We start from the raw sequence: 25,030 nt of genomic DNA, 5'->3' as shown, positions 1-25,030 counted from the left end.
GGTGCCAAAGTCTATTTTTAAATGGTGCCGATAGTAATACATTTCTCGTTTCTATTCCTCTGATTTTACTTTTTACTTTGAAGCTCTTAAAGTTCAGCAAGCTCAGTTTCTAAATATTAATACTACATTTGTACAACACTTAACTCCACCTGCGTAACTATTTGGGTATTGTCATTTAATAACTACCTTATCTCTTTAGCGATTATTAAAAGGGCAGGGAGTCATACCGTTGAAAATTTTGACAGGTAAATTGGCAAGCTACTCTGCTGTGATTAATAACTTATTTCGACCTGGGCGCCATTTAATGCAAGCGATACATTATCGTCTTTTCCGCGATCGTTCCTTTGTCGAATGGGATAGGGTGAGTGGTGTCCAAAATTTAGATTGAGGGTTATTTTATTGCTTTTAATCATCCCACTTGGATAAGTTGACAGTATCCTATTTATTGTCGAGATTAAAATTCTTGATACAAAACTCTAAAAAAGCTTCACACCTTTTTGGTAATTTAACGCCTAAAACCTTAGAAATAACTAACGAAATTGGTGTTGCATAATCAGATAATGGAATGCTAATTAATTCAGAACCATCGAAGCAAGTATTTGATTTTACATGTGCATTCATCAAAGCGTATCCTTCGCCATTAGCCACTAGACTTCGGAGCATTTCTATACTCTTAGTGCGGTGTTTAATGAAAGGATTTTTATCATATTGCTCAAATAATGATTGAAAATATTTATTTGAATGAGGTAAATCTAATAAAACCAAAGGTTCATCTTGTAAGGCCATTAAATTAATTTTTTTTCTATTCGCCAGTGGGTGTTTAACTGATAACAACACATGTGGGCTAATTTTCGCAAGCTTCGTTGATTCAATTTGACAGTTGTTATTTAAGTCATACATTAAGGCCATTTCTATTTTGCCAGTAACCAGTGCTTCATTTAGCTCTTCAATGTCCCCTTCAAATAATTTGAAATTAACCTCTGGGTAGAGTTTAGTAAATCCTTGAATTAACTTAGGGGCATAAATTGGGCCTAAGCTCGCGTAGCAGCCAATATTTATTGTGCCTGAAATTAAGGTGCTATGTTGAATCATGTAACCATTAATTTCCTCTGCATGCGATAACAAAGTACGACAATAAGAGACCATCTCTTTACCTGCCGGCGTTAAAGAAACACCTTTAGCATGATGTCTAATTAGCAATTGCGTATTTAACGTTTCTTCGAGTTGCGAAATTGCATTTGATATCGCAGGCTGCGATATATATAGCTTCTCACTTGCTTCTGTGACGTTGCCAGACTCGGCTACAGCAACAAAATATTTGAGTTGTTTTAAGGTGTAATTAATCATATTTAAAATCTACCAGTAAAGAAAATTTATGTCTATCAGCTCTAGCATAATTTATTTTTATATAGAAAAACGGATTAACTTCTTAAGTGAGAAAAAATATTTGCATAAATTTTATTTATGCATTTTTTAATAAAATTATATTTTACGTATACAGTTATATGCTTCATAAATGCAAGATAATTTAAATCAACACGCGGTAGGTATAAAGGAATTTGATAGCTATAGCTATCAAATACTTTCCTAAATATGGCGTTAAAGGTCTCTGGAAACTGATGTTTAATCATACTATGCATGACATAGATATTGGACGTGATTTATCAATTAATGTCTTTGGTAAATAAATAGAAATAAAACTAGTTAGATGAAATTTTCTTAATACTAACAATTGGTAATTGTAAGTGGCTATTAGCTACAACGGTTAGTTTAGTCAGTTCGGAAGGTGTAATGGTTATTTTCTATATAGTTCTACTTGGCTTTCAAAGCCTATAGGCATTATCTATCTATTAACTATTATTTTTAAACGTCATTATGTTGTAAATTTTGTAAGGATTTGATTGATGTCAAAAAAACAGATTAGTAAAGTTCAAAGTATAGATGCGCCTAAAGAACGAATAGAAAAAGATCTTTTGGGTGAAAGAAGCTTACCGAAAGAAGTTTATTATGGAGTACAAACTTTACGCGCAATGGAAAATTTTAATATTACCTCTATATGTGTTGGTGACTTCCCTAATCTAGTGAAGGCCTTAGGAATGGTGAAGAAGGCCTGCGCTATCGCTAATGCTAAATTGAATTTACTTGAAAATGAAAAAGCAGAGGCTATAACGAAAGCATGCGACGAAGTTATTAGTGGTAAGTTTAATAATCAATTTGTAGTCGATATGATACAAGGCGGAGCTGGTACTTCAACCAATATGAATGCTAATGAAGTGATAGCAAATAGAGCGTTAGAAATTCTTGGGCATGAAAAGGGCCGCTATGAAATAATTAGTCCAAATAACCACGTCAATTTGTCACAATCTACTAATGATGTTTATCCAACAGCCCTACGTTTAGCTTTAATCATGTCGACACCTGAACTTTACGAGTCAATAGCATCACTCGGTTATCAGTGTAAGCAAAAAGCCGTAGAGTTTAGTCGTGTGATTAAAATGGGTCGAACCCAATTACAAGATGCTGTACCTATGACTTTAGGTCAAGAATTTGAAGCTTACTACGCTACTCTGAAAGAAGATTTGGATATGTTAAAGGCTGTTTCGAATAATTTTAAAGAAATTAATTTAGGTGCTACTGCTATAGGTACAGGAATTAATACTGACCCTGAGTATTCAAGTTTAGTAATTGAAGAATTATGTTGGATTTCAGATATACATTTCGTTAGAGCAACTAACTTGATTGAAGCTACAAGTGATATGGGAGCATTTGTTACCCTCTCAAGTATGCTAAAAAGAACAGCAATAAAAGTTTCAAAAATTTGTAATGATCTGCGTTTGATGAGCAGTGGTCCAAGAGCTGGCTTGAATGAGATTAATTTGCCTGCTATGCAACCTGGTTCATCAATTATGCCAGGCAAAGTAAACCCTGTTATCCCAGAAGTTGTAAATCAAGTTGCTTATCAAGTTATAGGCAATGACCTTGCTATAACGATGGCTGCAGAAGCTGGGCAACTTCAATTAAACGTTATGGAACCCGTTATTGCTTTTAATTTATTAAGATCAATAAAATTTTTAAGCAATGCATTTAATACACTTGCAATACGATGTATTTCAGGTATTACCGCTAATGAAGAGCATTGCAAATCAATGGTTTACAATAGTATTGGTATTGTTACAGCCATCAATCCCTATTTGGGATATGAAGAGTCAACTCGGATTGCGAAAGAGGCGTTGGCAACAGGGGAGAATATTATCAATTTGATTAAACGAGACGGCTTATTAACTGATCTACAACTTGCTGACATTCTTAATCCTGAAAACATGACTCAGCCTAGGCGACAATTTTCTTTTGAGAAAAAGTCCTAATCTAATTATCTAAATATGCACCAGAGTAGTTGTAATTGCCTAAGGTAATTGAAGTGATTTAGTTCAAATATTGAATAATGCTCAGGTTATAGCTGTATTAAAGTAATTAACTTAAGGACTTTTTAAGAAACGATTTCTCTAACCGTTAATCATCCAAGTTTATTCAATGACAGCTTGATGTGAGGTTCTTGCTTTTTTGGATAATAATCCACTACTTTTAAAGATACTTTTAACATCAAGCTTACTTCACTAAGGCGCCACCTATGCTCACTTGTGAAATATTTTTCGTTGCTCATTTATTTTTAAAATTATCGATTCATTAAAAATTACACCTAATAATTCAATATTTACTGAATATTAATTTTAAATAAAGCCCAAATACATTTAGGAACTACCATGACAGATTTTCGTCAACAAGCACTTGATTACCATGCTTTACCTGCACCAGGTAAAATAAGTGTTACATTAACGACCGCTGCTGAAACTAGTGAAGATCTATCACTCGCTTATAGTCCAGGCGTTGCTGAGCCAGTCAGGGAAATAGCCGCTAATCCTGATGATGTTTATAAATATACAGCAAAAGGAAATATGGTTGCCGTTATTACCAATGGTACTGCCATTTTAGGTTTAGGTAATTTAGGCCCAATGGCGTCTAAACCCGTGATGGAAGGTAAAGCATTATTGTTTAAACGCTTTGCTAATATTGACTCGTTTGATATTGAAGTAAAACACAAAACAATTGATGAATTTGTAAATACTGTTGCGAATATTGCAGATACCTTTGGTGGGATAAATCTTGAAGATATTAAAGCACCAGAATGTTTTGCTATTGAGAAAGCATTAATTGAACGTTGTAATATTCCTGTCTTTCACGATGATCAACATGGTACGGCTATAGTAACAGCGGCAGGTATGATTAACGCCTTAGAGATTCAAGGCAAAGATATAAAATTAGCTCATATTGTTTGCTTAGGGGCAGGGGCCGCTGCCATCGCTTGTATGGAGCTATTGATCAAGTGTGGTGCCCAGCGTGAAAATGTATATATGCTTGATACAAAAGGCATAATACATACTCGTCGTGATGACTTAAATGAATATAAGAGGCTTTTCGCGAATAATACTGATAAGCGTACTTTAGATGATGCCATAGTAGGTGCTGATGTATTTGTTGGCGTGTCTGGCCCAAATTTACTGGCTCCTGAGCAAGTTAAATTAATGGCACCTAATCCTATTATTTTTGCTTGCTCCAACCCAGATCCTGAAATTAAGCCTGAATTAGCGTTAGTCGCTCGTAATGATGCAATTATTGCAACAGGCCGTTCTGATTACCCTAATCAAGTGAACAATGTACTTTGTTTCCCTTTTATCTTCCGCGGTGCTTTAGATGTTCGTGCTTGTACTATCAATGATGAAATGAAAATGGCAGCGGTGCATGCAATTAGAGCTCTCGCAAAAGAAGATGTTCCAAATGACGTTTTAACAGCATCAGGTGAGACTTCGCTCTCTTTTGGGCGTGACTATATTATTCCGAAACCAATGGATCCACGTTTACTCTCCGCTGTAGCTTTAGCTGTAGCAAAAGCTGCAGTAAATTCAGGTGTTGCAGCCCTACCTCTACCTGATAATTATATGCAGTAATTACCCCATCCAGCTCAACCATATCGTAATTCAACATCAAGGAAGATTCATCATGCTGTTAATGAAGCAACATTCAATTCAAAAAAAAGTCACTGTGTTATTTGTTAGTATTGTTTTACTCTGCGCTATTGGTTTTGGAGTGTTAACTTCTCGTATTTTATCCTCTTTATCTCAGGAGCAAATATCATCGACTACAAAATTATTACAAGGCTCTGTACTTGAGTCAATGAAGGATGCGGGAAAATTGTCCAGTGAGCGTATCAGTAAACTACTCAAACAAAGTTTTTCACCTGTGTTAATTTTGGCTGAAACCTTATCTAAAACAGCGCACCCCAATACACCCTTCAATAGAGGAGTAGTAAGTAACCTGAATCGTTACATGTTAGATGCAACGCCAACCATTAGTTCGATTTATACTCATTTTGAGGTTGATGGTTATGATGGACTTGATACTCAGTTTATTGACTTCAAGCAGCACTCGAGCCCTACAGGAAGTTTAGAAATCTATTGGGTAAAAGAGAATGGGCAAGCAACCTTTTATCCCACAGAAAATCCAGAAGATAAATATAACAGTGAAAAAGACGATAATGGTATTCGTAAAGGCGAATTTTACTTATGCAGTAAAGACTCTCTAAAACCTTGTACACTCGATCCTTATATGTACGAGATAGAGCCTGGACGACAAGAGTTGATGACGACACTAACTGCACCAATCATTGTATCAAACCAATTTAGGGGGTTAGTGGGGGTTGATATTAATTTACCTATCGTACAAAAGTGGATAACAGAACAGTCAAAATCATTATTTGAAGGTAATGCATCCATCAGTTTGTTCAGCCAAAAACAACTGCTTATTGCATCAAGTCGTTACCCTGATGAATTAACTAAAAGAGCAGGTGATATTAATTCAGAATTTTCAACGCTATTGAAAGATCCTAAGAACTCAATTATCTCGGAATCTGATTGGCACGTTAAAATTCCTGTATTTATTAGCGAAGCAAATGTGACTTGGACTCTTCTTATTTCTGTACCTGAAAAAATTGCATTAGCCTCTGTACTTGAAATGAGAGAGAACGCAAATGATTCCTATAATAAAGCACTGACTGAGCTTTTATACTTTTCATTATTATTCCTAGCCGCGGCAGTATTCTTTGCCATCTGGCTTGCGAAATCAATAACTTCACCTATCAAACTGCTTTCTTCATCAATTCAAGAATTGGCAGATCGTGAAGGCGACCTAACTCAAAAAGTAAATGTTGAAAGTCATGAAGAATTAATACTATTGGCCGGCGGGTTTAATAAATTCATTAATAAGTTGGCTGAAATGATCGGATCATCTAAGAGGTTCTCTAACGAACTCGTTGGTAAATTTTCAGATCTAGAAAATATTGCTCATGAAGTTGAAAGTGACACGCAAACACAACAGGTTAATTTAGATAGTATTGCAACTGCGATGACTGAAATGGCCGCTGCGTCAGGTGAAGTTGCCAAGCTTGCGGTAGGAACCGCAAATGGTGGAAAACATGCTAATTCCCTTCTACAAGAGACTCAGAACATCTTAGAAGCGAGTGTACATAACGTGCAAAAACTTGAGCAAAACATGATATTAACAAGTCAGCAAATATCACAAGTTGCCGCTCATAGCACAGATATAACAGGTATTGTTGAAACAATTAGATCTATTGCTGATCAAACCAACCTACTCGCATTGAATGCGGCAATAGAAGCAGCAAGAGCAGGCGAACAAGGCAGAGGTTTTGCCGTTGTTGCCGATGAGGTTAGAAACTTGGCGGCGCGAACTCAAATGTCTACCCAAGATATCAGTGTTTTAATTGGAAATTTACAAGCTGATGTCAATAAAGCCGTTGAAACACTAGATGCCAACAAAGATTCAATTACAAGCACGGTTGATAAAACTAGCATTAGCTTCGAACGACTTTCTCAAGCGATGGATAGTATCAAAGTAATAAGCGAAAGTACTGAGCAAGTAGCAACAGCAGCCGAAGAACAAAGATATGTAGCGGAAGATATAAATACGCGATTAGTCTCAATCTCTGATAGTAGTGCTGGCTTAGCTAAGTTAGGACAACGACTACAAGAAAATAGTGCTTACTCTAAAGGGGTCGTTGAACAGATTGAAGAAGAGTTAAGTCGCTTAAAATGTTAGTGCTTCAGAACTTATTGCACTAAACCTATTAAGTTAGTTCCCATGCAGAGGTTGCCAGTGGTTTGTTAATAAATAGGATTTTTTGTATATAGTCAGCCTATACTTAAACAACTTCAAACTGCTGAAATGAAAGGGGGGGTATTTTCTTAGCCTCAACCTCGCTTTCCATCATGTCGCTCACCGCGATAGTAAACATTATCAATTTTTACACCTGATAGTTTTTGCTTGTTGTCTAGTCCTTTCATCACCTGCATTATTTTCTGCTTAATACACTAAGCCTTATTGTACGAGAAACTAACCTATCGTTTAATAGATAAGGATGAAATACCTATTTTAGATTGAGTCATTGAATTAATGCTTTAAAAACAAGCGGTTAATGATTATTTCGAGTTTTCAAATATGGCAGGAGCAGTAGCAGAAGTTTGGTCGTGACAATAATTACATTGATATAGTTTTCTGATTTCAACAGTCTGTAATATGCTCTGAACATATTTATAATATCGTGCAGGAGATTAGGCATGAAGGTGAAAATACATCAAAGTGAATCAGTATAGTCAGCCAATAAAATTCCGTATATAAGCACGAATCTAATATTTTAAAAATTGTTATTACATAATATGAGGAGTCCATGTAAACACATTCTATGAATAACCATTAATAAAAAGGTGCCCCTAATCATGATTTGCTATCTTTAGTGTACTAAGCAACTACCGTCTAAGGACAGGGAGTTAAACCAATTTCTGCGGACGAATTAATAGCAGTATTCAGAGGGGATAAAATTTTATAGCTATAACAAAAAAGATAGGCCGTTAGACCTACCCTTTAAGTTGATATATTAGCGTTGAGAAGCGTCTTTATATGCAGTGTATGTACGTTGTGTACTGATATGTCCGGCGATATGCTTAGCATCATGCCAAACTCCCCAGATAAAAGCAGATCCTCGACGAGATAACCATGCTTGACCTATGAAATAAACTCCTGGTTCAGTTGAAATACCACGTTGATGAGCGGGTTTACCATTTTCATCAAATGCATTCACATTTAGCCAGTTGTAATCTAAGGCAAAGCCTGTTGCCCAAACAATTGAGGTAATACCCGCTTCAGCCAGATCAAGTTCAAGAATAGGATGGGTCATACATTCAGGGTCTGGTAATACGTCTCTTGCTGTTGGTTCTTCTGGAAGATTTAGATCATTACGCTCGATATATGCATCTGCCAAATCAAGAAAATCCATATAATTTTTATTACCGCGTTCAACATTATCATTAAGATCTTTTTCGAATGTTGCTTTACCGTTAGCAAATGCTTTAGTCCTACCAAGTAAAGTGATTCCTTGATGAGCAAGTACACGGAAATCAACTGTGCCATTACCGCCATGAGCCCCCGTTACCGCGATAGTAACATGCTCTGTTCCTGGCTCTTGGGATTCTCGATCCCACTCTCCTAGTACTCCTAACCACCAGCAGAAGTCACGATTTCTATATGAACGTGGTGGACGGTCATGTGGGCCAGCAGATAAAAATACTTTACGACCTGAACGCTGTAGTTCATCAGCAATCTGTACACCAGAAGAGCCTGCACCAACGACTAAAATAGCACCTTCCTCTAATTGCTCGGGGTTGCGATAATCTGCAGAATGTATTTGTGTAATTTTTTCATTTTTAGCTATAGGTGGAATAACAGGTATTTGAAAAGGCCCTGTTGCAGATATTATACGTGTAGCTTCTATAGTGCCTTGAGAAGTTTCAACGATAAAACCTTGCCCCTTGGTATTACGCTCGACATTGCTAACTTCTACTCCAGTGCGAATAGGAGCATCAAATTTTTTGGCATAATCGACAAGATAATCAGCAACCTTTTCTTTCGGTACAAAAGAATCTGGATCATGTGCTTCGAACTCCAAACCTGGGAAACGATCATGCCAAGCTGGGCCATTAGCGACTAATGAATCCCATCGACCTGTTCGCCATTGTTCAGCAATACGGTTACGCTCTAATACAATGTGTGGAATATCATGTTTACTTAAATGCTCGCTCATTGCAATACCGGCCTGACCAGCACCTATAACAAGTGTATCTATTTTTTCAACTGTCATTTTTTTTCCTTATTATTTCTTCATTAGGGGCTGATGGTTAAGCGAAGATTGTTTCCACTTGAGCTTGATGCCAATTGTAAGTAAAACTAAATGGCTTATTTAGGTTACTTTAGTCATTTCACATTGTTTATAGCGTTATTTAATTAACAACACTGATGTTCGGTAATTGTGCCGAAATACCCTATTTGGATTGCAATCTTTCACTTAACTTATCAAGTTTTTAAAGGTCTTCTATTGTCCTTTTCAGGTGCAGTGAAGCATATTAAGAAAGTTAGTATTCGTAAAATATTAATAACTTAACAATTAAATAATAAAAAGTTATTCAAGCTATTATGAATTAGATAATTAAAAATCATCTAATTCATGTTGTTAACGACCATTTCTACATAATTGATTGATTTAGCAAAATCTAATTAATTTAAAAAATAATCTAATCACTTATGTTTGCAGTCTTTATTTAGGCCTGTGCTTCAAAATTCTGAGCTGAGCCAAGTTCAACCAATTCAATTGAAAAACCTATTTGAGTCATTTTAGATCTTCAAAGTTTTTTAGTGCCATTTATTAAGTCATTATGATTTGAATACAAAAAGATAGTTTTTCTTTTCGGCGCACGCTTTCCATTTAAAATTTAAGGAATATTGGAATATTGGAATATTGGAATAAAAGATATTTAGATGTGTGTAATGTTTATGAATAGATTTTATTTATTCAAAGGCTTACAAATTAATATTTTACTAATGCTTCATGGCACCATAATGTCTTAAAAGTGAACAGCTTAAAGTTTGGATCTAATTACTACAGTAAATTAATAAGTAGCTTATCTATAAGCGACTACAACAAACGTAAAAAGAGAGAAAACTATGATTATTGGTGTACCTAAAGAAATTAAAAACCATGAGTACCGTATCGGTCTTACGCCTTCTGGCGTTAAAGAGTTAGTCTTAAATGGTCATGATGTGATCGTTGAGAATAATGGCGGAGCCTCTATTGGTTTTGATAATGAACACTACGTTGCTGCTGGCGCAAAAATTATTGATAGTGCAGCAAAGATATTTGAAACCGCAGACATGATTATTAAAGTTAAAGAGCCGCAACCAGTTGAATGCAATATGCTACGTGCTGGACAAATATTGTTTACTTACTTACATTTGGCTCCAGATCCAAAGCAAACTGCATTATTAGCAGCTTCAGGTGCAACATGTATTGCTTATGAAACAGTTACCGCTGCAGAGGGAGGGTTACCATTATTAGCCCCTATGTCTGAAGTTGCAGGTCGTATGTCTATTCAAGCAGGTGCACATGCTTTAGAAAAAGCACAAGGTGGTTTAGGTGCTTTATTAGGGGGGGTTCCGGGTGTTGCTCCGGCTAAAGTATTAATTGTTGGTGGTGGGGTTGTTGGTACTCAAGCTGCGCATATGGCAGTCGGCATGGGGGCTGATGTAACTATTCTTGATCGTTCTTTACCCCGTCTACGCCAGTTAGATACTGAGTTTAATGGCCGTTTAAAAACTGTTTATTCATCCGCTGATGCTATGGATCAACTTATCGTAGAAGCTGACTTAGTCATTGGCGCTGTATTGATACCGGGCGCAGCTGCACCGAAATTAGTGACAAGAAAACATATCGGAATGATGAAAAAAGGCGCGGTTGTTGTTGATGTTGCTATTGATCAAGGTGGTTGTTTTGAGACATCAAAAGCAACTACGCACCAAGATCCTACTTATGTTGTTGATGGTATTGTTCATTATTGTGTTGCCAACATGCCTGGTGGTGTGGCTCGTACTTCAACAATGGCACTTACAAACGCTACAATGCCATTTGCTGTAAAAATTGCCAATAAAGGCGCTAAACAAGCGTTGCTTGATGATAAGCATTTATTGGCTGGATTAAATGTTCTCGGTGGAAAAATTACTTATAAACCTGTTGCCGATGTTTTAGGGTATGAGTACCTAGCTCCTGAAGATGCTGTAGCCAGTTTATAATCTCACGAGATTAATACAAAATTAAAAGGAATGAAGAAAGAGTACAAATTTATCGTTTGTACTCTTTTTATACTTGTTTTCAATAATGTAACTTTAAAGCAGTTATGCTCTTGATAGAATTATTATTATCCTAATTATTACAGTTATAACTGCTTTCAACTTAACAACACTTAATCCCATTATTCGGATAAAAAATCTAATAATTTAAGCTGGTTATAGTTATCTAGCCCAAATCATCAATCATGTAGTTTAGGTTTAGCATTGCTTTATACTCAGCTTTTGCGCTCTTGAAGAAGGCTTTCAGCACGAGTCATCATTATAAGTTACGAAACATACGTCGATAGTGCAAAAAATTTTAAGTAGATCAAATAGAATCAAAGGCAACTCGGTAACACTCAAATCATTTTTTAATTACGTTTTCTTTCATTTTTAACAAGTTTAATTTGGTAACTTATGACTTTTTCCAAGATTAATAATATATCGCTTCATATTTCGGATCACAAAAAGGGATTAATAGCCTCAGTATTTGCTTCTTGTTTATTTGCATTGCTGCCCATTTATGTGCAGTTTCAACCTACTTGGCCAGAAACAAGCGTTACTGCAGGATCCGGTCATTGGTTAGCCGGGCAAAGAATCATTTGGAGTGCCGTCATTATGATATTAGGTTTAATTTTTATTGGGCGAATATCAACGTTGTGGATACAATTAAAACAATGGCGTTTATGGCCTCGATTTTTACTTTCCGCTTGTTTAATTGCACCACAATTTTGGCTTTTTGTCTGGGCACCTCTACAAGGGGAAACACTCTCTGTCGCCTTAGGGTATTTTATACTGCCTCTGACGTTGGTTGCCGTTGGTTATTTTGTTTATGGTGAGAAATTAACTCGTGCGCAACTACTCGCATGCATCATTGCAACTTGTGGCGTTATTTATGCTTATTTAATTGCCGATGGCATCTCTTGGATTGTGTTTGTGGTTGCTTTAGGTTATCCGTTGTACTTTATGTACCGTCGACGTTATCCAATGGCTAGCTATTTGGTTTTCAGCCTAGACAACATTTTTTTATTGCCTATTGCACTGCTTGCTATGCTTTATTTACAACCCTTTAATGATTGGTTACAAATCGAAATTTGGTCTTGGGCTTACTATCTAGGTTTAGCCGTTGCTGGCACACTACCCATGTTATTATTTCTTTACGCTTCACAAAAACTTCCGCTTAGCTTGTTTGGCTTGTTGGGTTATTTAGAACCCGTATTGGTATTTTGTGTAGGTCTGTTAATTGGTGAGCGTATTGATCTAATCCAATGGCCAACCTATGGCGCGATTATGCTTGCCTTAGTATTCATTGCTGTTGACAGCTATAAACGGCGTGGTTAAAGAACTCGCTATATACTCGTTGATATTACTTATGACTGAACTTTAAATTGCAAAAGAAGAAAATTAAATTTTTTGAAACAATTAATGCTATTCAACTTACAATCACTGGTATATGGGAAAGTGACTTAACAAGGTTAGTTTTAATAGTTATGACCTAATTAATCTAACTGATATTTTTTAGATTTAAAATTTTTATAAAGGGAGTTTATTGCTTGTAGTTTTTTACTAATGACACCCTAACTAGGTTAATGTGCCATTAGCTTAATTTCTATATTATCAATTGGTTATGTTCTCTGCTAATATAATGTCAGCCAATTTTTCTCCAATCATGATACATGGCGCGTTAGTATTGCCACTCACTAAGCTTGGCATAATAGAAGCATCTGCCACTCTAATTCCTTGTAAACCATGCACCTTAAGATCGGTATCGACTACGGCCATGGCATCCCTACCCATTTTACAAGTGCCTACAGGATGAAATACAGTTGCTCCATACTCTCGAATATATTCGAGAAGCTCTGAATCTGATTGTAAGTGCTTCCCAGGCAACATCTCTTCCCCTCTGACATCATCAAAATGCGAAGAAGCAAGAATTTTCCGTGCTAACCGAATACCTTCAATAAGAGTTTTGCCATCTTTATCATCAGTTAAAAAGTTATAATCTATATTAAGCTCTTTATTTTCACTAATTGTTACTTCACCGATACTTTTGGGCCTTAAAACGCAAGTATGAATAGCGTATCCATGACCCCATTCAAATAATCGACCACGGTGGCTACGATAGCCAGGAACAAAATGAAACTGGACATCTGGAACAGTCTCTGTTTCTGAAGTAAATGCAAAACCTCCTGCTTCGACGTAGTTGGTCGATAGCCAGCCTTTTCGGTTAATAATATATTGAAATGGAGATCGAATAATTGCAGGTAAAGCGCCTAAAGAAAATCCTAATGTTTTTGGGCTGTTGGAGCGCACGGTGACTAAACCATCCATATGGTCTTGTAAGTTTTTACCTACTCCTGGAAGGTGATGTTTTAGCTTAATACCTGCTGTTTGAAGTTCGGTTTCGGGCCCAATACCAGATTTCATTAAGATGTGTGGACTGCCTAATGAACCTGCACACAGAATTACTTCTTGATTTGCTGTAATGACTTGGCTACCACTTTCATTTTGCACCATTACCCCTGTTACTCGTGCTCCTTCAAGTATTACCGAATCAACCGTGCAATCTGTTATCACTTCAAGGTTAGATCGTTGTGATAAAATAGGTCTCACAAACGCTTGATAACTAGAACAACGCTGTCCATTTTGTTGAGTTAAATTATAGATACCACAACCATGAAGTGATGCTGCATTGAAATCTTCGTTATGAGGTAAATTTAATGTTTTTTTAGCCGCTTCAATAAATTTGTATGAAAATTTATTTGGATCTTTTGCTTTATTTACTAAAAGCTCACCATCAAAACCATGGTAATCAGGGTCTTGGTTAAGTTGATTCCCCTCTGACTTTTTAAAGTATGGCAATACTTCCTGCCAACCCCATCCTTTACAACCAAGTGATTCCCAATGGTCGTAATCACTTTTGTCGCCACGAATGTAAATCATACTATTCATAGAAGATGATCCCCCTAAGACCTTACCTCTAGGGCAATGTAAAGAGCGATTATTCATTGATTTTTGTGGTGTTGTGAAATAATTCCAGCTAAATTTTTTACTTTTATATAGCGTTATTGTACCTGCAGGAATACTTACTCTAGGTGTTGCATCTGAGCCACCAGACTCAATTAAGCAAACCTTAGTATTTGGGTTTTTACTTAATCGATTTGCAAGAACACTTCCCGAAGATCCTGCGCCAACAATTATAAAGTCGTATTTTTTGTGGCCTGCAATAGTCATTTTGTACCTCTATTCAAAAGAATTTCGCTTTTATAAGGCATTGCATTACTGTAATGCCTTAATAAAATGCTGTATTTAAATAAATTAAAAACTAAGCCAATGACTCGGTTTTAAATTACAAAAAATTCATTATTATTCGAGTAAAGATGTCCAAACACGATCTACTAGTTTTTGAGCTTTAGGTGAGCATGAACGGGCCATAACAACGGGAACTGTTGGGAATAACTCTGGAGAGTTAACTTGTGTATAAATTGATTTACTTAAATCGATAGCAACGGCTGGCGAGTGACCATAGTAGTTGGCTTGTGCTGTTGCATTATCTTTTTCACTGATCCAGTTAATAAATTTCTTTGCATTATTGACATTAGAGGCACCTTTGGGAACAACTAAAGAATCGATCCACCCAACTAATCCTTCTTTAGGTTGAGCATATTCGATAGGTGCACTATCAATTTTACGTGCTTTAAGAGAGTTACCATCCCACCAACTATGTATTGCAACTTCTCCGCCACCAACCCTAGATCCAATATTATCTGAGCTATATACTGCTACATACTCTTTTTGTTTTGTTAGTAAATCGAGTACTTTTTTCATTTCACTACTATCTTCACTACAAAAAGGAACACCTAAATATAATTGAGCCGCAGGTATTACCTCATCAGGTGTGGCAAAAACAGCAATTTTTCCTTTTAATGCTTCGCCTGGTTCAAAAAATTCTTTCCAAGAGTTTGCCGGACCTTTATATAAATCGCGATTAACAGTAAACCCTGCGCTACCATATGCGAATGGAATAGAGTATTCAGAACTTTTGTCCCACCATTGGTTTTTCCATTTTTCGTCTACTGCTTCAAAGGCTGGCATTGAATTTGCATTTATATTTTCAAGTAATCCTTCTTTAATCATGATGTCAACAAAATGTTGGCTAGGTGATACAAGATCATAATTGGTTGTGCCAGATTTTAATTTAGCTAATAAATCTTCATTGGAAGTATAACTATCAATAACAACATCAATTCCAGTCTCTTTTTCAAATTCTGAAATCAGTTCTGGTTTAATGGATTCAGCCCACGCATAAATATTTAATGAATCAGCGGCTTGAGTCGAAAGTGATAAACCCGAAGCTAAAATAGTAGTAAACAGTTTTATTTTAAATTTTTTCATAAAAATACCTCTATTGTTATTTAAGATTTTATTTTTTGCTTTGTTAACAACCATATTGGTGTTGCAAAAACAATTGGGACAAGCATGATTAAAGTGGAAATAGCGTTAAGCTCTGGTGAAACTCCTTGCTTAACTAACGAAAAAATATAAACAGGAAGAGTGGTTGCTCCTCCTCCGGATAAAATGTTACTTGTTATAAAATCATCCATAGAAATAACAAAACTCAACATTCCACCTGCAAATACACCTGGCATAATGATTGGTAAAGTAATTCGTTTAAATGTGACCCAAGGCGATGCATATAGATCTTGTGCTGCCTGTTCTAGGTAGGTATTCATTCCCTGTAAACGAGCTCTAATTGGCAGAAAAGCAAAAGGAATACAGAAACATGTATGGGCAAGAATTAACTTAAACATGCCGTTTTTAATACCAAGTTGAGAGAAAAGAATCAAAATTGCTACTGCAAAAACAATTTCAGGCAGCATAAGAGGAAGGTTTACAACAGTATTAGATACATTTTTAAATCTAATTTCATCGCTTCTTGTTAAGGCTAAAGCAGCTGCAACCGCAATGCTGGTAGCGAATAATGTAGCTAGAAAAGCAACAGTGAGTGAAACTTGTAATGAATCTAGAAGTGCTGAATTGTTAATTGCACTTACATACCATTTTGTTGAAAAACCTCCCCATATAGAGGCAATCTTATTGGCATTAAATGAAAATAAAACAATAATAATTATTGGAAGGTACAGAAAGATAAAGAATAAAAGAGTAATAAAGCCTAAACCTAAGCTACTTTTTTCTTTAGAGGCACTCATAAAAATCTTTGATAGCATCTTCATTATTGTATTCCTTGATGAGATAGTTTCGAAGATCGGTATGCTTGAAATAGCATGAATAGCAATGTAATACTGAGTAACAATATTGTTAAACTTGCTCCAAAAGACCAGTTGCGTGAAACACCGAATTGGTTTTGGATTAAATTCCCCATCATCATAGTCTTGCCACCCCCTAACAATGTAGGTTCCAGTACTGCTCCAAGACAAGGTACAAAGACCAAGACAAATCCAGCAATAATTCCTGGTTTACATAGAGGAAAGATGATTTTTTTGAATGACATTATTCGAGAGGAATATAAATCGTTTGCTGCCTCTAATAAGCGCTTATCAAGCTTTTCTATACTTGCGTAAATAGGGAGTATCATTAAGGGGATGTAGGTATATACCATGCCAACTAACATCGCATTATTGCTGTAGAGCAAGCTATCTATGTCATTAACAAAACCAAAAAATTTAAGTCCTGTTTCAAGAACTCCTCCATCACTTAGAATTAGCACCCAAGCATATACACGCACAACCATGCTTACCCAAAAAGGGATTGTGACCAGGTAGAGTAAAAGCTGTTTAACTTGACTGTTTTGTTTGGATATATAAAAAGCAACAGGGAAAGATATTATTAAGCAAAGAGTTGCAGCTAAAAAAGATAGAACAATAGTCCTACCTATAATTTGTAGATAATGAAAATTTAAAACTAAATTTTCATCCCAATCATAGCTATATAATATCTGTATATATGAATCCAAAGAATAAATTGATTTATATCCACCATAAGGATCAGATGTCATAAACGAGACGTATAAAATGATGAAAAGTGGAATAATCATTAAAAACATCATTATCACGTAAGCAGGAACAACTCCCCAAAAGTGTATGTTTATTTTTTTCATTCGCTTAACACCCTTACTGATTCTGGTGAAAAGCTTAATTTTACAGGTTGCTGAATCTCATAACTGACGTCATTACTAACACTATTTCGCTTTGATACTTTTAAACTTTGCCCATTATCTAGTGCTATCGAGTAATGTGTATAACCCCCCATGTAATTACGACTCGCTACTTTGCCTGCAAGTTCGGGCCCATTTTCGGGTTTATTAATGTAGATTTTTTCCGGACGTAGAGACATGGTTACATTATTACCAACAGATATTGTTGTTTTCGCCAGATTGGGAATAGTAAGGTCAATACCTAAAGGTGTTTGTATCGATATGGTTTTTTCATTTATATCGATGACATCAACAGGGAAAAAATTTGTCTCCCCAATAAAATCAGCGACAAATTTATTACTTGGGTTTTCATAAATATTAATAGGCGTATCTAATTGCTGAATACTACCTCCAGCTAATACACAAATTCGATCAGACATTGCTAATGCCTCTTCTTGATCGTGAGTAACAAAAATAAATGTAATACCTGTTTTACGTTGTAATGTTAGCAACTCATCTCTCATAGCTTGTCTTAATTTAAGATCTAATGCAGAAAGGGGTTCATCAAGTAACAGTACTTCTGGTTCAGGTGCAAGCGCTCTTGCAAGTGCAATTCGTTGCTGTTGTCCACCTGATAACTGAGAAGGGTAACGCTTAGAAAACTCTTCCATGTGGACAAGCTCTAGCATTTCTTTAACTCTTTCTTTACGTTTTTTCTTATCCCACTTGCACATTTCGAGACCAAAATCGATATTTTGCTCTAGTGTCATGTGAGGAAAAAGTGCATAGTTTTGAAAAACCGTATTGACGCGTCGTTTGTGTGCAGGAAGTTGGTGGATATCTCGGCCATGCAGTTTTATGGTTCCTGAGGATGCAGTTTCAAAGCCTGCGATCATTCTTAGTAACGTTGTTTTGCCACAACCACTTGGTCCTAATAGTGTAAAAAATTCATTATCATTAATATCAAATGAAATATTTTTTGCTGCTTGATATGTTCCGTAGTTTTTAGAGATATTTTTAATTTGAACAGACTTACTCATATTAAAACTCACATTTATATAGTTCTTCATTAATGGGATAAAGCTAAAAAACATTCACTTTATGTCTAAAATCAGACTAACTTGAATAGCTATCTCATATAAATAATACTTTTTGAATCCTCTGTATTAGTTATTTCAATGAACAAAAACAGTGCGTTACATCACCTTTTAACAGTGCGTTTACAATTGTGCAACATGTTGATTTTAAATATTTTGTTGTTTTTTTTTAGGAAGATTGCACCATTAAAAGGCTATTTGTTATTTTTGCACCAATTTGAATTTTAAAAAATAATTTAAATTCTAATTTTGATTTGTAAAAGTTCACTGATCTATGTCACTATTTTTACTTTGGAAGTGTGGTTGTGTTTTTGTGTGGGATGTTCATTTAACTATTAGATGGGATATTATTACTATAGAAAAGTACCCTAAAGGGGAAGGGATAAAGTAAAAAATTGGTATTCCCTATTGTTTTAGAGCAATTAAATAGTCGCTATATTTAGCCTATATCATTCGACTCTAAGATCGTAATTTACGCTTTTGGAGGTTTTTTAGAGTTGGGGGAGAAATTAACGAATATGCATCTATTTACTACATCTTGATACGTACAGATTATGAAATTGAAAAATTAACGCAAAGAGTAAGAAGAAAAGAGTGAAAAAGTTAGTTCTTCACTCTTTTTAAAGATAGAGGAACGATTATTTCAGGTAATGTGACCTGATATCAGACACTGCATTAGAATGCGCCTCAAATCCTTCATATATTGCTAATTTTTCTGCATGTTTTGCCATCTCTGGATAACCACTTTCAGTGACGTAAGCGACTGACATAAACTTCATGAAGTCCATCACTCCGAGCGGTGAAACAGTTGTCGCTGCACCTGAAGTTGGTAAAACTGCATTACAACCTAATACATAATTGCCTAAGGTACTCGGTGAGTGCTTACCGAGTAATACTTCACCTGCATTTTCTATTAAGTTGAGGTATTGCCATGGGTCAGAACTTAATATTTGTAAGTGCTCTGGCGCATAATCATTTATAAAATCAAACGCACTTTTTGTGTCTGGAGCTAAAATAATGCCACCCATATCACCACATAAAACGGTAGATGCATAGGACGTTCTAAGCTCTCCCATTCTTCCCCAATGATCAGGAAATGAAGCTAAAGCTTCTTCAACAACTTTTTTACTCGTCGTTACTAAATAAGCTGAAGAGTCTGGGCCATGTTCTGCTTCTATTAATAAATCAAGAGCAGCTAATCCCCCATTTATTGAATCATCAGCAAAAACAATGGATTCAGAAGGGCCTGCAGGGATACCTGGGTCAATAATATTAGATAAGAGTTTCTTTGCTGTGACCATCCATGGGCTACCTGGACCAACAATCTTGCTACATTTGGGTATTGTTTCTGTCCCATAAGCAACAGCAGCAACACCTTGTGCACCGCCACACTTATAAACATTTGTTATACCTATCTCTTTTGCTGCAACTAATGTTGCCGCATCAACAGAGCCATCTATACCGGGAGGCGTAATTACAATTGTATTTTTAACACCGGCAACGAGAGCTGGGATTGTATTCATTAGCAAAACAGAAGGAAAAGATCCTTTTCCTCTAGGGACATAACAAGCAACAGATGGAATCGGTAAGAAACGCTCTCCTACAAAGCTGCCTTTGCGAACCTCTTGCATTGTCATTTCGCCTGGCTTTTGAGATTCATGATAGCGGCGAATATTATCTGCAGCAAAACGAATTGCTTCAAGAGTTGCTGTATCAATGCTTTCTTCTGCGACCTTAAATTCATTGTCAGTTACTTTTAACTGATTTAATTGCAAAGTCACATCATCAAATTTAGCTGTAAATTCAATTAAAGCTTGATCTCCATGTTCTCTTACTTGATCAACAATAGGACGAACTTTAGCGAGGTAGTCACTTAAATCAGATTCTGTGCGTGCTAATAATTGCTGTCTTTTTGCTATGGTTAATTCGTCTAATTTCCAGGTGTTTATATTATGTGTCATTTTTACTTTATTCTCTCTTAGTAAATATCATCTGAGACTTCTACTCAGATGATTTATTTACAAAAACATTTAATAACTAGGATAGTTTAATCCAAGTGGTTTTAAGCTGAGTAAACTTATCCAGTGCGTATAACGATAAATCACGCCCGAAGCCAGATTGCTTGTAACCACCAAAAGGCGTTGAAAAATCTAAGGCATCTACTGTATTTACTGAAACGGTACCTACACGTAATCGTCGGGATACACGATACACAAGAGAAAGGTTATTACTCCATACAGAAGCAGCTAGACCATATATTGAGTCATTAGCAATTTTAATGGCTTCTTCTTCAGTATCAAAACCGATTACAACTGCGACAGGGCCAAAAATTTCTTCTGTGGCTACTTCCATGGAAGGGGTGACCTGATCAAAAATAGTAGGATATAAAAATCTTTTCGTTTTATCAGTATTACCACCCAAAACCAGTTTAGCTCCTTGCTTTTTAGCTCGGTCAATGATCGCTAGCATACGCTCTACTTGAGCTTGATCTATAATTGCACCAACTTGAGTTTTTGGATCCAAAGGATCACCGAGTACTAATTTTTCTGCCGCTTTGATGAAAGCATCAATAAACTCTGCTTTTATTTTATTATCAACTAAAATTCTTGAATTGGCGGAGCATACTTCTCCTTGATTAAAGAAGATGCCGTTTATGGCACCTGTAACAGCTTTTTCTAAATCACAATCTGCAAATATCAAGTTAGGGCTTTTTCCACCTGTTTCAGGCCAAACCTGTTTCATATTCGATTCTGCTGAGTATTTTAAAAAGCGTTTTCCTGTTGCTGTTGAACCAGTAAAAACGAGGCAATCAACATCATTATGCAACCCTAACGCACGACCTGTAACTGCGCCAACTCCGGTAACTATATTTAAAACACCATCAGGTAAACCTGCTTCTTTAGCCAGTTCTGCTAGTTTTAGAACAGTATGTGGGGACTCTTCAGCTGGTTTTAAAACAATCGAATTCCCTGTTATTAGCGCGGGAGCTATCTTCCATACGGCAATATCTAGTGGAAAATTCCAAGGAACAACAGCACCAATCACACCAATTGGCTCTCGTGTAATTGTGGCAATATTATTTGCATCAGTGGGTGCAACATCACCATAAATTTTATCTATAGCTTCTGCATACCATTCTATACAGGCTGCTGATCCAGGAATATCAATACTAAGTGCATCGGCAACTGGCTTTCCCATATTCAATGACTCAAGAAGTGCAAGCTCATTAGTGTTTTGTTTAATTAAATCAGCTAATTTTTTTAAAACAGCTTTACGGTGAGCCGGTGATGTCATGCTCCAAACGCCAGCATCAAAGGTACGTTTTGCTGCTGCAACAGCTAGATCAACATCATCTTGCTGGCACGCTGCCATATTCACTATCACTTCACCCGTTGCAGGATTAGTTACTGCATAGGTTTCACCGCCCGTCGGAGTATGCCATTGACCATCTATCCAAGCTTGATTTTGGTAGACTAATTTATTTTTTAGTTTTAGCCAACTTTCTTGAGTGTTAGTTTCAGACATATTTTATCCTTTGTTATCTATAATTAATTAACTTTATAGGAACATATCTTTAACATTTTGCATATATCAAATGCTGAGGTAATGCTTTTGAAAAACAAATCTAAGCGTAAATAATTTCCTTTTAAATCCATCTATTCTTAATTTTTAATAGAAAGTGAAGCTGTAATTTGTACTGTATAATCTTTCATAATGGTCAAAAAAGCTTCACCAGCTGGAGTGAGTGGATTTTGGTGAAGTGTTGCAATCCCCATTGTTAAAGCTGTTACTGAATCTGAAATCGGTATAGCGATGAGATCTGAGTCATTAATATATTTATCATCAGTAATAGGGGCATTTAATAAGGAGTAACCAAAACCACTTTCTATCATTCCTTTAGTCATACCAATAGATTGTGTTCGGTGAATGATATTTGGTTTAAGACCATTATTTAAAAATAAAGAAGTAAAATACTGTCGGCTAACGGGCCAATCTAGCAAAATTAACGGGAAAGGTTCTAACTCTTTTAAGCTGATTGATTCTCGATCCGAGAACTTATGATCTTTGCTTAGTAGAGCATAAGGAGGCAAAGAAGCTAAAGGGAAAAAGTCGATTGTACTTGGTAATTCCATATCGTATGTGATACCCATATCATAATGAGAATCAAGTATCCCTCGAATTAAATCTCGTTGATGCATTTCATCACAATCGAGAATAACATTTGGGTATTTATCAGAAAATTGCTTCATTAATACGGGTACTAGACGAGGAGTAAAACTAGGAAATCCAACTAATTTTAAGGTGCCTGATACTTCACTACCAAGGCTTTCAGCAAACTTCGCCAATGTATTTGCTTCTTCGAGTAATTTTCTCGCTTTACGGTAAAATTGCTGGCCTTGAGAAGTCAGTGTTAAGCCTTGAGCATGATGCCTAATAAATAATTTAAGGCCTGTAACATCTTCTAAATGCATAATTGCAGAAGAAATGGATGGTTGAGATACAAACATCATTTCTGCCGCTTGAGTAACACTGCTGAGCTCTCCTGCTGCAGCGAAGTAACGTAATTGCTTTAATGTAAAATTTACAGGTGTCATTCTTAATCCTTGATAGATAACTACTATTCAGCTATGACTTTTATATATTTAGTTATGATTTTTATATATTCAGTTATTCATTTCGGTAAAGTTATATCATGTTTTTCTGATATATCATCAAGGCCATTTTATATTTTAAGTAATTTATTACTATTTCTTTAAAATTAGTTGATTTTAGGCGGAAGGGTAAGAGAAGGGGGCCAGAGAATGGTTCTGGTTACCTGATTTCATACGGTTATAAAAATAAGTTAATGACTTTTATCCCGGATATTTTGTTAAGGATAATTAAATCGAAATATTACTATAGTTTGGAAAAGCTCTTACTTTTTAATAAAGTAGGTTTGTTAATGTTATTTTTAAATTGTGTTTTGAGCAAATTAGAAGTGATTAATCTAACTGGCCAAATAGTCCGTTATAAGGCCCAAGGGAACCTTATAACGGCACTTTAATGATTAAAGAAAGCCTTCTTCTTTTAGATCACTGATTGTACTTTCAATAGCATTTCTTAATGTGCTAACGAGAAAGTCGATATTTTCTTTTGTCAGAATAAGTGGAGGAGACAAGATATTCATATGAGCAAGGGGACGTACTAATAATCCTTTATCTTCACAATAATCTGCAATTCTATTACCTACTTTTGCTTTATTATCTATTAATTCTTTTGTTTCTTTATTCGCTACATTTTCAATACAAATCATGAATTTTTTACCACGAACATCACCAACGATTGATAAGTCGCTGAGTGTGTGTAGTTGTTCTTCAAAGTAACCACCCATCTCTTTTACATGATCACAGATATTTTCTCTTTCTAGTATTTCAATGTTTTTAAGTGCGACGGCGCAGCTTACAGGGTGTCCTGAATAGGTGTAACCGTGAGTAAATAAAGCGCCTTCTGCTTGTGGTTTATTGATGACATCATAAATCCTATCAGAAATAATGGTCGCACCAAGAGGAATGTAACCAGAGGTCAACCCTTTAGCACATGTGATGATGTCTGGAATGATGCCAAATTCATCTTCTGAAGCAAACATATGACCTAATCGTCCGAAAGCAGTGACTACTTCATCTGAAATATAAAGAATGTCGTATTTATGACAAACGTCTAATGTTCTTTTGTGGTAACCAGGAGGTGGAACAATAACGCCACCAGCACCCATTATCGGTTCTGCAAAAAACATAGCTACATTATCTGGGCCAAGCTCAAGAATCTTATCTTCTAGCTCTTGAATTTTTTCATCGCAGAAGTCTTCTAGACTTTGCTCTACAGGTCGACGATAAGGGTTAGGACATGAGATGTGATGTACTAATTCTTCTTCGATATCAAAACCAATATGATCAAATTTAACCCCTGTAATAGACATCGCCATATAGGTACTGCCGTGGTACCCATCAATGCGTGAAATTATCTTTTTCTTAGATGGTTTACCTAGTTGGTTAAAATAAAAATGAACCATACGAACTGCAGTATCATTTGCGACAGAGCCTCCACAGCCATAAAACACGTGATTTAGATCCCCTGGAGCGAGTTCTGCAAGTTTAGCGGACAGTTCAGCTGCTGGTTGAGTTGTATGATGACCAAATGCCGAATAATAAGGTATTTTCATTACCTGATCTGCCATTGCTTGCGCAATCTCTTGACGACCATAACCGATATTGACACACCACAATCCGCCGATACCATCCAAATATCTTTTACCTGCACCATCAGTAACATGTGCTTTGTCTCCGCCAGATAAAATCATAGCGCCTGTTTCGTTGAATGATGAAAAATCAGTCCAAGGATGAATGTGATGATCTTTGTCTTTTTGCCAAACATTTTGCATTTCTTTATCTAAATAGTTCATTGTTGGTAATCCTTTTATCATATTACAAGAATTTCTAACTACATCTTTCAACATAAA

The 25,030-nt window shown here is 36.0% G+C and carries 16 protein-coding genes; 5 read left to right on the top strand and 11 right to left on the bottom strand.

The features are described 5' to 3' along the window. Positions 1-438: 438 nt before the first annotated feature. Entirely contained in the window at positions 439-1,347 is a 909-nt protein-coding gene (locus H5084_RS00740) for a LysR family transcriptional regulator (RefSeq protein ID WP_182689232.1), read from the bottom strand. Between the two features lie 557 nt (positions 1,348-1,904). Here H5084_RS00740 and aspA point away from each other — a divergent pair. The 3 genes from aspA to H5084_RS00725 all read left to right on the top strand — a co-directional run bounded on the left by aspA (position 1,905) and on the right by H5084_RS00725 (position 7,170). Next, complete coding sequence (gene aspA / locus H5084_RS00735) at positions 1,905-3,365, top strand: aspartate ammonia-lyase (protein ID WP_182689231.1); 1,461 nt, start codon at positions 1,905-1,907, stop codon at positions 3,363-3,365. Positions 3,366-3,761: 396 nt separating this feature from the next. Then, entirely contained in the window at positions 3,762-5,003 is a 1,242-nt protein-coding gene (locus H5084_RS00730; protein ID WP_182689230.1) for a malic enzyme-like NAD(P)-binding protein, read from the top strand. Between the two features lie 52 nt (positions 5,004-5,055). After that, positions 5,056-7,170 (top strand): methyl-accepting chemotaxis protein, encoded by a 2,115-nt coding sequence (locus tag H5084_RS00725; protein WP_182689229.1) that lies wholly within the window; start codon positions 5,056-5,058, stop codon positions 7,168-7,170. Between the two features lie 835 nt (positions 7,171-8,005). Here H5084_RS00725 and H5084_RS00720 read toward each other — a convergent pair. Then, on the bottom strand, positions 8,006-9,265 hold the full coding sequence (locus H5084_RS00720; protein ID WP_182689228.1) for an NAD(P)/FAD-dependent oxidoreductase: 1,260 nt from the start codon (positions 9,263-9,265) through the stop codon (positions 8,006-8,008). Positions 9,266-10,125: 860 nt separating this feature from the next. Between H5084_RS00720 and ald the strand changes: the two genes are divergently transcribed. Both ald and rarD read left to right on the top strand, forming a co-directional pair. After that, entirely contained in the window at positions 10,126-11,247 is a 1,122-nt protein-coding gene (gene ald / locus H5084_RS00715; protein WP_182689227.1) for an alanine dehydrogenase, read from the top strand. A 453-nt stretch (positions 11,248-11,700) separates the two neighbouring features. Then, positions 11,701-12,624: an EamA family transporter RarD gene (rarD, locus tag H5084_RS00710; protein WP_182689226.1), complete on the top strand. Its 924-nt coding sequence runs from the start codon at positions 11,701-11,703 to the stop codon at positions 12,622-12,624. Between the two features lie 276 nt (positions 12,625-12,900). On the opposite strand, the gene H5084_RS00705 is transcribed toward rarD, so the two are convergent. The 9 genes from H5084_RS00705 to H5084_RS00665 form a co-directional block, all read right to left on the bottom strand. Further along, complete coding sequence (locus tag H5084_RS00705; RefSeq protein WP_182689225.1) at positions 12,901-14,517, bottom strand: GMC family oxidoreductase; 1,617 nt, start codon at positions 14,515-14,517, stop codon at positions 12,901-12,903. Positions 14,518-14,649: 132 nt separating this feature from the next. Beyond that, positions 14,650-15,678, bottom strand: a complete 1,029-nt coding sequence (locus H5084_RS00700; protein WP_220485859.1) for an extracellular solute-binding protein — start codon at positions 15,676-15,678, stop codon at positions 14,650-14,652. 20 nt (positions 15,679-15,698) lie between these two features. After that, complete coding sequence (locus H5084_RS00695; protein WP_259396651.1) at positions 15,699-16,517, bottom strand: ABC transporter permease; 819 nt, start codon at positions 16,515-16,517, stop codon at positions 15,699-15,701. Then, positions 16,517-17,401, bottom strand: a complete 885-nt coding sequence (locus H5084_RS00690; protein WP_182689224.1) for an ABC transporter permease — start codon at positions 17,399-17,401, stop codon at positions 16,517-16,519. The genes H5084_RS00695 and H5084_RS00690 overlap by 1 nt, the downstream gene beginning before the upstream one ends. Then, on the bottom strand, positions 17,398-18,477 hold the full coding sequence (locus H5084_RS00685; RefSeq protein ID WP_182689223.1) for an ABC transporter ATP-binding protein: 1,080 nt from the start codon (positions 18,475-18,477) through the stop codon (positions 17,398-17,400). The genes H5084_RS00690 and H5084_RS00685 overlap by 4 nt, the downstream gene beginning before the upstream one ends. Positions 18,478-19,172: 695 nt before the next feature. Then, positions 19,173-20,495, bottom strand: coding sequence for a histidinol dehydrogenase (gene hisD, locus H5084_RS00680; RefSeq protein ID WP_182689222.1), 1,323 nt, complete (start codon positions 20,493-20,495; stop codon positions 19,173-19,175). Positions 20,496-20,571: 76 nt separating this feature from the next. Then, complete coding sequence (locus H5084_RS00675) at positions 20,572-22,059, bottom strand: aldehyde dehydrogenase (protein WP_182689221.1); 1,488 nt, start codon at positions 22,057-22,059, stop codon at positions 20,572-20,574. 137 nt (positions 22,060-22,196) lie between these two features. Continuing rightward, positions 22,197-23,129, bottom strand: coding sequence for a LysR family transcriptional regulator (locus H5084_RS00670; RefSeq protein WP_182689220.1), 933 nt, complete (start codon positions 23,127-23,129; stop codon positions 22,197-22,199). A 452-nt stretch (positions 23,130-23,581) separates the two neighbouring features. Then, positions 23,582-24,973: an aminotransferase gene (locus tag H5084_RS00665; RefSeq protein ID WP_182689219.1), complete on the bottom strand. Its 1,392-nt coding sequence runs from the start codon at positions 24,971-24,973 to the stop codon at positions 23,582-23,584. Positions 24,974-25,030 lie beyond the last annotated feature (57 nt).

The organism is Psychromonas sp. SR45-3 (genome assembly GCF_014163575.1).
Lineage (GTDB): Bacteria > Pseudomonadota > Gammaproteobacteria > Enterobacterales > Psychromonadaceae > Psychromonas > Psychromonas arctica.
Note: the sequence above shows the minus strand (reverse complement) of the source record. Positions and strands in the feature narration are given on the sequence as shown.